This is a genomic window from Foetidibacter luteolus (assembly GCF_009650435.1).
GTDB classification, from domain to species: domain Bacteria; phylum Bacteroidota; class Bacteroidia; order Chitinophagales; family Chitinophagaceae; genus Foetidibacter; species Foetidibacter luteolus.
This window is the reverse complement of record NZ_VVIP01000044.1, coordinates 62,934-70,257: the sequence shown is the minus strand read 5'-3', so window position 1 is coordinate 70,257 and position 7,324 is coordinate 62,934. Positions and strand designations below refer to the sequence as shown.

Sequence of the window (7,324 nt, the reverse complement as noted above, 5' to 3'; positions counted from 1 at the left end):
TGCCGTCATATCCATAGCCGTCAAAACTCATTTTCCAGTCCATTTGTTGGCCAATACTGTAAGTCTTCGAAAATTCAAATGTTATGCAGACCCTGGCATTAGATTTGACGTTCTTATGTGTCGTAATTACAGAAAATGGGAGAAACGGAAGGTTATACAGATGTTATGGAACAAGCAAAAACTGCAGAAACCGGGCAGGACAATGCCAAAGCAATTGAGAGATACAAGCGTGCTATCAAGATGAGACCTGGAAGTGAATTGCCCTATAAACGGTTGATGATTTTGTATCGCAAGGAACGAAAATACCGTCAGGAACTTGCGGTCCTAAACAAGGCTATCAGCTTCTTCACTAAACTATACTCTCCAGTTCCTGCCAGGAAAAAAAGACGGAAAAGTATTGAGAGGGCCCTGGCCCAAAGCCTGGGGTTGCTTAATAAAAGCGGCAAATTGCTTTATGTGCCTGAACCATTGGCTGGTTGGATAAAAAGAAAAGAAATCGTAACGGCAAAGATTACCTTACAATAACAAAACACACAAGGCATAACCGGCACCGAGCCTCATTCAAACTTAAAGCCAAGCCCTTTTTTGGATTTTATAATGTGAACCTTTTACATGCATGATACATTCCCCCCCTAATGACATGCTAAGGCCAAAGGTATTTAAGCACAAATATAGTCTTGTAGCGAGTCCGGAAGGCTTTGTGTAGCGATTTTACTGCGGCCCTTGCATTTCCCAAAAAAACATTTTAATCTAATACCAGCTAAACCTCCGCCATGCGAACCCTTACCGATACCCGCATTAACGTCACTTGTCCCGGCTTTTTTCCGATCATTGATCAGGCCGTTGATATGGCGCAGGCGCAGTTTTAGCCGCAATAAAGAATTTTTTCCCATCAGACAGGTTATAAAGCTGTTGAATGCTCCAAAATGCCGGCCAGCTTTGGAACGCGGTCACACAGATGGCAGTTCTGTTACCGCATAGGACATTTTAACTATGGTTCAACGCTTAGCCCATCAGAGACTCAAGATAGTATCGCATGCCTGGCCAGCAATTCAGTTTTTTGCTGGTATCCAGCAGTTTGTTGGTCAATTGTTTATTTTGTTTTCTTAACATATAGACTTCAAAAATTTTCTTCACAAAATTTTTAATGGTCTCTTCATCCCAGGGCTTGGTCAGGTATTTATACACCTGGCCGGTATTGATCGCCCCGAGCCCGGCGGATATATCCGAACCAGTGAGTAATATCCGGATCGGTTCAGGGAACCGGTCAACAACAACCGCAAAAAATTCAACACCGGTCATCCCGGCCATCCGCTGGTCGCTGATGATCACATGCACTTCATTCGGCGAAAGGATCTGCAGGCCCTCTTCGGCTGATTGGGCTACAAAGACAGCAAAGTGCCTCCGGAAACTGGCCTCGAGGGCGACCAGGTTATTGATTTCATCGTCTACCTACAATACTTATACAGAAGGAGTCAGCATAGCATGAAATTTTTATTTCAATTAAAAGCTGGCTTTGTAAGGAATCTGGAAAACCTGGTTGAAGCTGGACGATAACCACCTACCGATTACAGATGTCAATGGTGGGGAAGCGAAATGGGAAAGGGAAATCAGAGGAATTGGAAGTGTGTACCCGAAAAGGGAAAGGGCCATTAGATGAAATGTGGCAAACTAACTGAAAACTGTAAAACATCAGCGGTCGTTTTCTTAAAAATAGTTAAACAAGCGATTGACGGGAAGGTAAAATCCTGACTGTTTTCCTCAGGTGGGAGTATAAAAAATATTTGGAAGCAGGAGTTCTTTGTTTTTACTTTGTAATTCAAAGTGCTTTTTATTTATTAGTTTCATTTACAAACCATACTATGAAGATGAAGATTTTGTCAGGCACATTGTTGGCGCTTGTGCTTTTTATCACAGCACCTGCACAAACACTGGATAGGTCAAAGCTTGATCAGTTATTTGACCGTCTAGTCGAAAGGAACAAAGGCATGGGGAGTATTGCCATAGCCAGGGATGGAAAAGTCCTCTACACCCGCTCGTTCGGATATGGCCGGGTTACTGAAACCGTAAAGGAGCCGCTGAAAGTTGACACAAGGTACCGCATCTCATCGATCACAAAAATGTATACCGCTGTGATGATCTTTCAATTGGTTGAAGAGGGTAAATTAAGCCTTAACGACACACTTGACAAATTCTTTTCCCAGATACCTAACGCCCATAAGATTACTATCGCGCAAATACTTTCACATCGCAGTGGTATACCCAATGTCGCGCCTGATGGTTCAGGAATGCAGCCCCGGACACAGGCGGAAAGAGTTGCTGAAATTGCTAAAGGCCAGCCTGATTTTGAACCGGATGCCAGGCATCTTTACAGCAACTCCGGCTATGTGCTGCTGGGTTATATTGTCGAGAAGGTTGCCGGCAAATCCTATCAGGAAGTATTGAAAGATCGCATTACTTCCCGGCTCGGTCTTCAAAATACGTATTTGGGAACCGGTAATACAAACGTGGCCCGGAACGAAAGCCTCTCCTACAGGTATCTGGGTGAATGGAAAGAAGCGAAGGAACCGGATTTCAGCATTACTGCCGGCGCTGGTGCGATTGTTTCGACGCCTGCGGATATGGTGAAATTCATCCAGGGTCTTTTTGACCTTAAACTGGTTTCGCAAAGCAGCCTCAGGCTGATGACAACCTTGAGGGATGGCGAAGGCATGGGAATGGAGTCCTTCACGTTCGATGGAAAAATCTTATATGGCCATACAGGGGGGAGCGGGACGTCCGGGGCATGGCTCGCCTATTACCCGGAGCAAAAGCTGGCGATGGCCTACACAACCAATGCGAAGGTTTTTCCTGTAAAAGATATCGTTAGCGGGGTTTTTGACATTTACTGGAACAGGCCGTTTGAAATACCTTCTTTCAATGCGCTTAAGTTGAGCCCTGAAATCCTTGACCGGTATACAGGTATATATACGGCGCCCGATGCCCCTGTCAAATGGAAGGTTACCCGGACTGATTCAACGCTTTTTATTCAGCAGGATGGTGGCGGTGCTATCCCGCTTGAAGCAACAACTGAAAGTGAATTCACTATCACGACAGGCGTAACAGTGCAGTTCGATGCCGCTAAAAAACAAATGCGCATCAGGCGCCCGCAAGGTGAGCGGGTATTTACCAAAGAAAATTAATGTAAATCCGTTCCGCGGTTTTGGCTGGAAGAAACTTTTGCCTACCGCACCGGGCTATCCTTCCAGATGTTTGCCGTAGCAGCTTTATGAACTGAACGAAATGCATTCGTTGGCTGACCTGTTCATAGAGCTGTCTTAATGAATAAAGAATCCCCCATTTTTAATACATCCCAATCAAATGTTTTGGTTAGATTGCAATTAGATGGGTACCCTTGAAGGGTGTCAGGCCGGGTATTTACGTGCCTGGCTTTTTTTTACCTGTGCCCTGCTACAAGCTACAATACGACCTGCTCACAAAAATTGAATTGCTGCCGGAATTAAAAATGAGACCGTGGAAGCGTTACCTGCGGTCTTTTTATTATACCGGAAACGGGGGAGTGGATAGAATGAAGAGGGTGTTGCCACAGAGCGCATTTTCAGGTGGGAGGCTGTTTCAAAGAGCCGGGCAAAACTTCATTCGCATCCATCTCAGAGCAATATTTAGCTGCTTTTCCCGCGGTGCTTCACACCTTCACCCTGCACTACAGCCTGCTGCAATTATGGGAATCCGGCTTTGCAGGCAGGGGAAGCAAAGATCAAAAAAGCATCGGCGCGGACAGGGCATACCGTCACTTTGGGAACTGCCTGAAACGTTTGTTTGTGAAATGAAAAAATAACGCCCAAAGGAAAACAACGGCCAGGATGACAAAAGTGCTTTTCATACAATTGGAATTTTTAAGTGTACATTCATGATACCGGTTGGCAGACAATAGAAAGAATAGTTTATAAGGGAGGCAACTGAAAGTTAATCAATTTGAATGAAATAGCATAATTGCAGCACTGGATAAAACTAAACCAAGGAAGAGTGTATTATATGCATATACTATTCGTTAGGAATACCGTTTCTTCCATAATTTGGAAGTTGCTCAATTTCAAATAGGTAATTCCTCCCAAACAAGTCAGGGGGGTAAGTGAATGAATGATTTTAAAAGTTTAAGATTACCGATTATCAGGGCTTATCATTTGATATCCAATTCTTCTCATCCCGATTAAACACAACACCGTCTTTTCTTAAAATCTTTTGTAGATTCCCTGTATTTACACTTTGCACAGGCTCTTTGTTTGTGGCTGCCAAAACGGCAGCAATGCCAGCCGCTTGACCAAGTTGCATCCAGGTAACCTCAACTCTGATGGAGCAAAATCCTACGTGAGAAGCTGAAACACAAATAGGTACCAGAAGGTTTATACATTCATTTTGTTTAGGAATGATAATGCGATATGCAAGTTCGTATGGTTTGTCAACTTTAACCCAAATCCGTCCCTCATTAATGTATTGTGTTTTGGATATTGCAACTTTTTGTACGTGATGGCAATCCACAAAATGCGAACCCAAAGCAATTGCATCAGGCTTTCCAGGGCTCTCGAATATATCTTTCTGTGTTTGTACATAGCTTCCAATCATACGCCTCGCCTCGCGGACATATAGATAGTAGGGGAAATTATGATTATCCTTAAACTCATCAGGAGCAAGGCCATAGCGATTGACTTCATCATGTAAAGTCCTGGGTACAGACTGATCATGTTGCAGAAAATAAAGTAAGCCCAATGTCCAGTCCTTATGATCCTGAAATATCTGCTGCCGTTTTTTATAGTCCGCATCAGGATAATCGGTATTACCCCCAAAAAGTCCCAATGAGATGACCGCGTTTTGTTTATTATTAGTTTCATACTTTCCGGGAGGATAGTTCCAGGAGTAAATGTCAATTATATCAGCAAGTTTTATATCAGGCTTTTGTGCAAGCAGGCGTTTAAGCGTAATGAAACGACTGGCATCGTAATGCAATGGAAATTGAAATGGCGCTCTATCGGAGTTCGTGGACATCATCAACCGAAAATTATAATTGATAATCCTGTTACTAGCTTCTCCGTTGGCTAAATTTTTTGCCTCAACAAACCCCGGAAGCAATTGTCCACTATCATCATATGGCGATACGTCAATGGGCTTATCCAATAGGCGAATACCGGCAAGCGATTCATTATATTGCGTTTTGCTTTCTCGACCGTAGGTATAGGATACACCTGCAAGTGCCATTAAATCACCCTCGTAAGTTGCGTCGATAAAAACATTGCCGCTTACGGTTTTCCCATTGGTCAGCGTTATACTTTTGATGACGTTACGTGTTTTATTTACGCTGTTAACGAAGCCCTCGTAGATGACAGACACATTTTGTTCCACCAGCAGGTCAACAAATACTTTTTCAACAACATGCGATTCAAAGTAAAAAGCGGGTTTATTCATTCCATACGCTTTGCCAATCCGGGTATAGATCTCCAGCGGAATTCCAGAGATAGTTTCCTCAATCATATGTTCGGTTTCAGCGGTTCCTATTCCACTTGTATTCATGCCGCCCACATGCCGGGTCTGCTCAATCAAAATAACTTTAGCTCCCTGTCTGGCCGCCGAGATGGCTGCAGATATCCCTGCCGGCGTTCCCCCATAAACTACGATAGTAGGATCGCTGGCAGCGTTTGACCCAAAGGCATAGAGCATTATTGTGGCAATTATACATATCTTCTTCATTTCAATAATTTTGGCTTACTTCAGTATTTCAGTATCTGGTCTGTTTTTGAGAACTGATAAAGAAAGGGTGCTCAGCACCCTTTCTTTATTCTTTATAGCCTAATAACCGGGGTTTTGTGTAAGTGCGGGATTTACATCTATCTGATGCTGCGGAATAGGATAAAGCAGGTTTTGTTGCGAAACTGGCATCCCTGCCGCTTGAAGTGTACTGACGTATTTGCCTGAACGTAATAAATCCCAGCGGCGATGGCCTTCATAACATAACTCCCAACCCCGTTCCTGTAAAACAGCTTCCCTGAACTCAGACTGGGATAAACCAGTTAGATTTTGTGGATTAGCGGAAGAATCACCGTTTCTGGCCCTGGTTCTCACTTGATTGATAGCATCATAAGCAGCAACGGTTGGACCGCTAAGTTCATTCTCTGCTTCCGCATACATAAGCAACACATCTGCGTAACGTATGATCATAAAATTGTTGCGTGCGCCGAATTCCGCGCAAGGGGAGGGGTCCCAGTATTTATCAATGCAAGGGCCATTACGTGCTACAACTAATTGATTATTCGATGGATTCACCTTTTGCGTGATAATTGTAACGTGTTTACGATAATCTCCGGTAAGGTACGAATTTACATACAATGTGTCGGCATTGAACACTCCGCCACCCTGATTGATAGGATATGAAAAATAGATTGAAAAGTTTTGGGCCATCGAGCTGCCGTAAGTTGTTTTAACACAACTGTATTGCGCTGAAAAAATATGTTCCTGGCCATTTTTGTTCTCGGGTGGAAAAACATCTTTATAATCCGGAAAAAGACTATAGCTTTCTGAGTCGATCACCTGTTTGGCATATAGAGCGGCATTGGTATAGTCCCTACGGGTAAGGTAAACCTTTGCTAAAATTGATTTAACGGCACCACTTGTTGCCCGTCCTATGGTTCCGGAAGATGTATACTTTGCCGGAAGGTTTGCAGCCTCTGCATCTTTTAAATCACTAATGATTTGAATGTAAACTTCCTCAGCAGGCACACGTTCTATATTGACATTTACAACATCCGTAGTAGGTATAAGAACTAGTGGAACATCACCGAAGGCTTGCACCAGATCGAAATAAATAAGTGCCCGCAAAAACCTGGCTTCACCAAGAATTTGAGCTTTTGCTGTAGCATCCATAGTAATGCCTGGAACGTTTCGGAGTACACGGTTTGCCCTGTCAATTAACAAGTAACAATTTGTATAAAAGGCATCGAAAATAGAATTGGCAGCCGAGTATGTATTCTCTTTGAAATCCAAAACGGTGGCACCGACAGTAGCTTCGACATTGAGTTCCTCGGAATTTAGATCAGCCATGTTGATCATGGTCATACCATAAATGGTTCGCAGCTTATCATACACAGCATTTATTGCAACTGTTGCATCATTTGCCGTCTTGAAAGAATTTTCCTCGCCCAAAAAAGAATAAGGCACCTCATTAAGATTTTTTTTACAACTCTCCAAAATGATTAACATCATTGCAAAAAAACAGCACAGTAATGTTCGCAGCTTAACTGGCGAAATTGTGTCGGGTTTCATATATTGAAGTTTC

The 7,324-nt window shown here is 43.3% G+C and carries 6 protein-coding genes; 2 read left to right on the top strand and 4 right to left on the bottom strand.

Going from position 1 to position 7,324, the window contains the following annotated elements; all coding sequences use genetic code 11:
• Window positions 1–135 precede the first annotated feature (135 nt).
• Window positions 136–525 carry a hypothetical protein gene (locus tag F0364_RS14335; RefSeq protein WP_153798477.1) on the top strand — a complete coding sequence of 130 codons (390 nt, stop codon included), beginning with the start codon at window positions 136–138 and terminating at the stop codon, window positions 523–525.
• 134 nt (window positions 526–659) lie between these two features.
• Here F0364_RS14335 and F0364_RS14330 read toward each other — a convergent pair whose 3' ends face one another.
• A complete protein-coding gene (locus tag F0364_RS14330; RefSeq protein WP_153798476.1) occupies window positions 660–893 on the bottom strand; it encodes a hypothetical protein in 234 nt (77 codons plus the stop codon).
• 112 nt (window positions 894–1,005) lie between these two features.
• Window positions 1,006–1,431 carry a response regulator gene (locus F0364_RS14325; protein ID WP_235921113.1) on the bottom strand — a complete coding sequence of 142 codons (426 nt, stop codon included), beginning with the start codon at window positions 1,429–1,431 and terminating at the stop codon, window positions 1,006–1,008.
• 437 nt (window positions 1,432–1,868) lie between these two features.
• Here F0364_RS14325 and F0364_RS14320 point away from each other — a divergent pair, with 437 nt between their 5' ends.
• Complete coding sequence (locus tag F0364_RS14320; protein ID WP_207632680.1) at window positions 1,869–3,182, top strand: serine hydrolase domain-containing protein; 1,314 nt, start codon at window positions 1,869–1,871, stop codon at window positions 3,180–3,182.
• A gap of 988 nt (window positions 3,183–4,170) precedes the next feature.
• On the opposite strand, the gene F0364_RS14315 is transcribed toward F0364_RS14320, so the two are convergent.
• A complete protein-coding gene (locus F0364_RS14315) occupies window positions 4,171–5,742 on the bottom strand; it encodes an FAD-dependent oxidoreductase (RefSeq protein WP_153798474.1) in 1,572 nt (523 codons plus the stop codon).
• Between the two features lie 99 nt (window positions 5,743–5,841).
• On the bottom strand, window positions 5,842–7,311 hold the full coding sequence (locus F0364_RS14310) for a RagB/SusD family nutrient uptake outer membrane protein (protein ID WP_207632679.1): 1,470 nt from the start codon (window positions 7,309–7,311) through the stop codon (window positions 5,842–5,844).
• Window positions 7,312–7,324 lie beyond the last annotated feature (13 nt).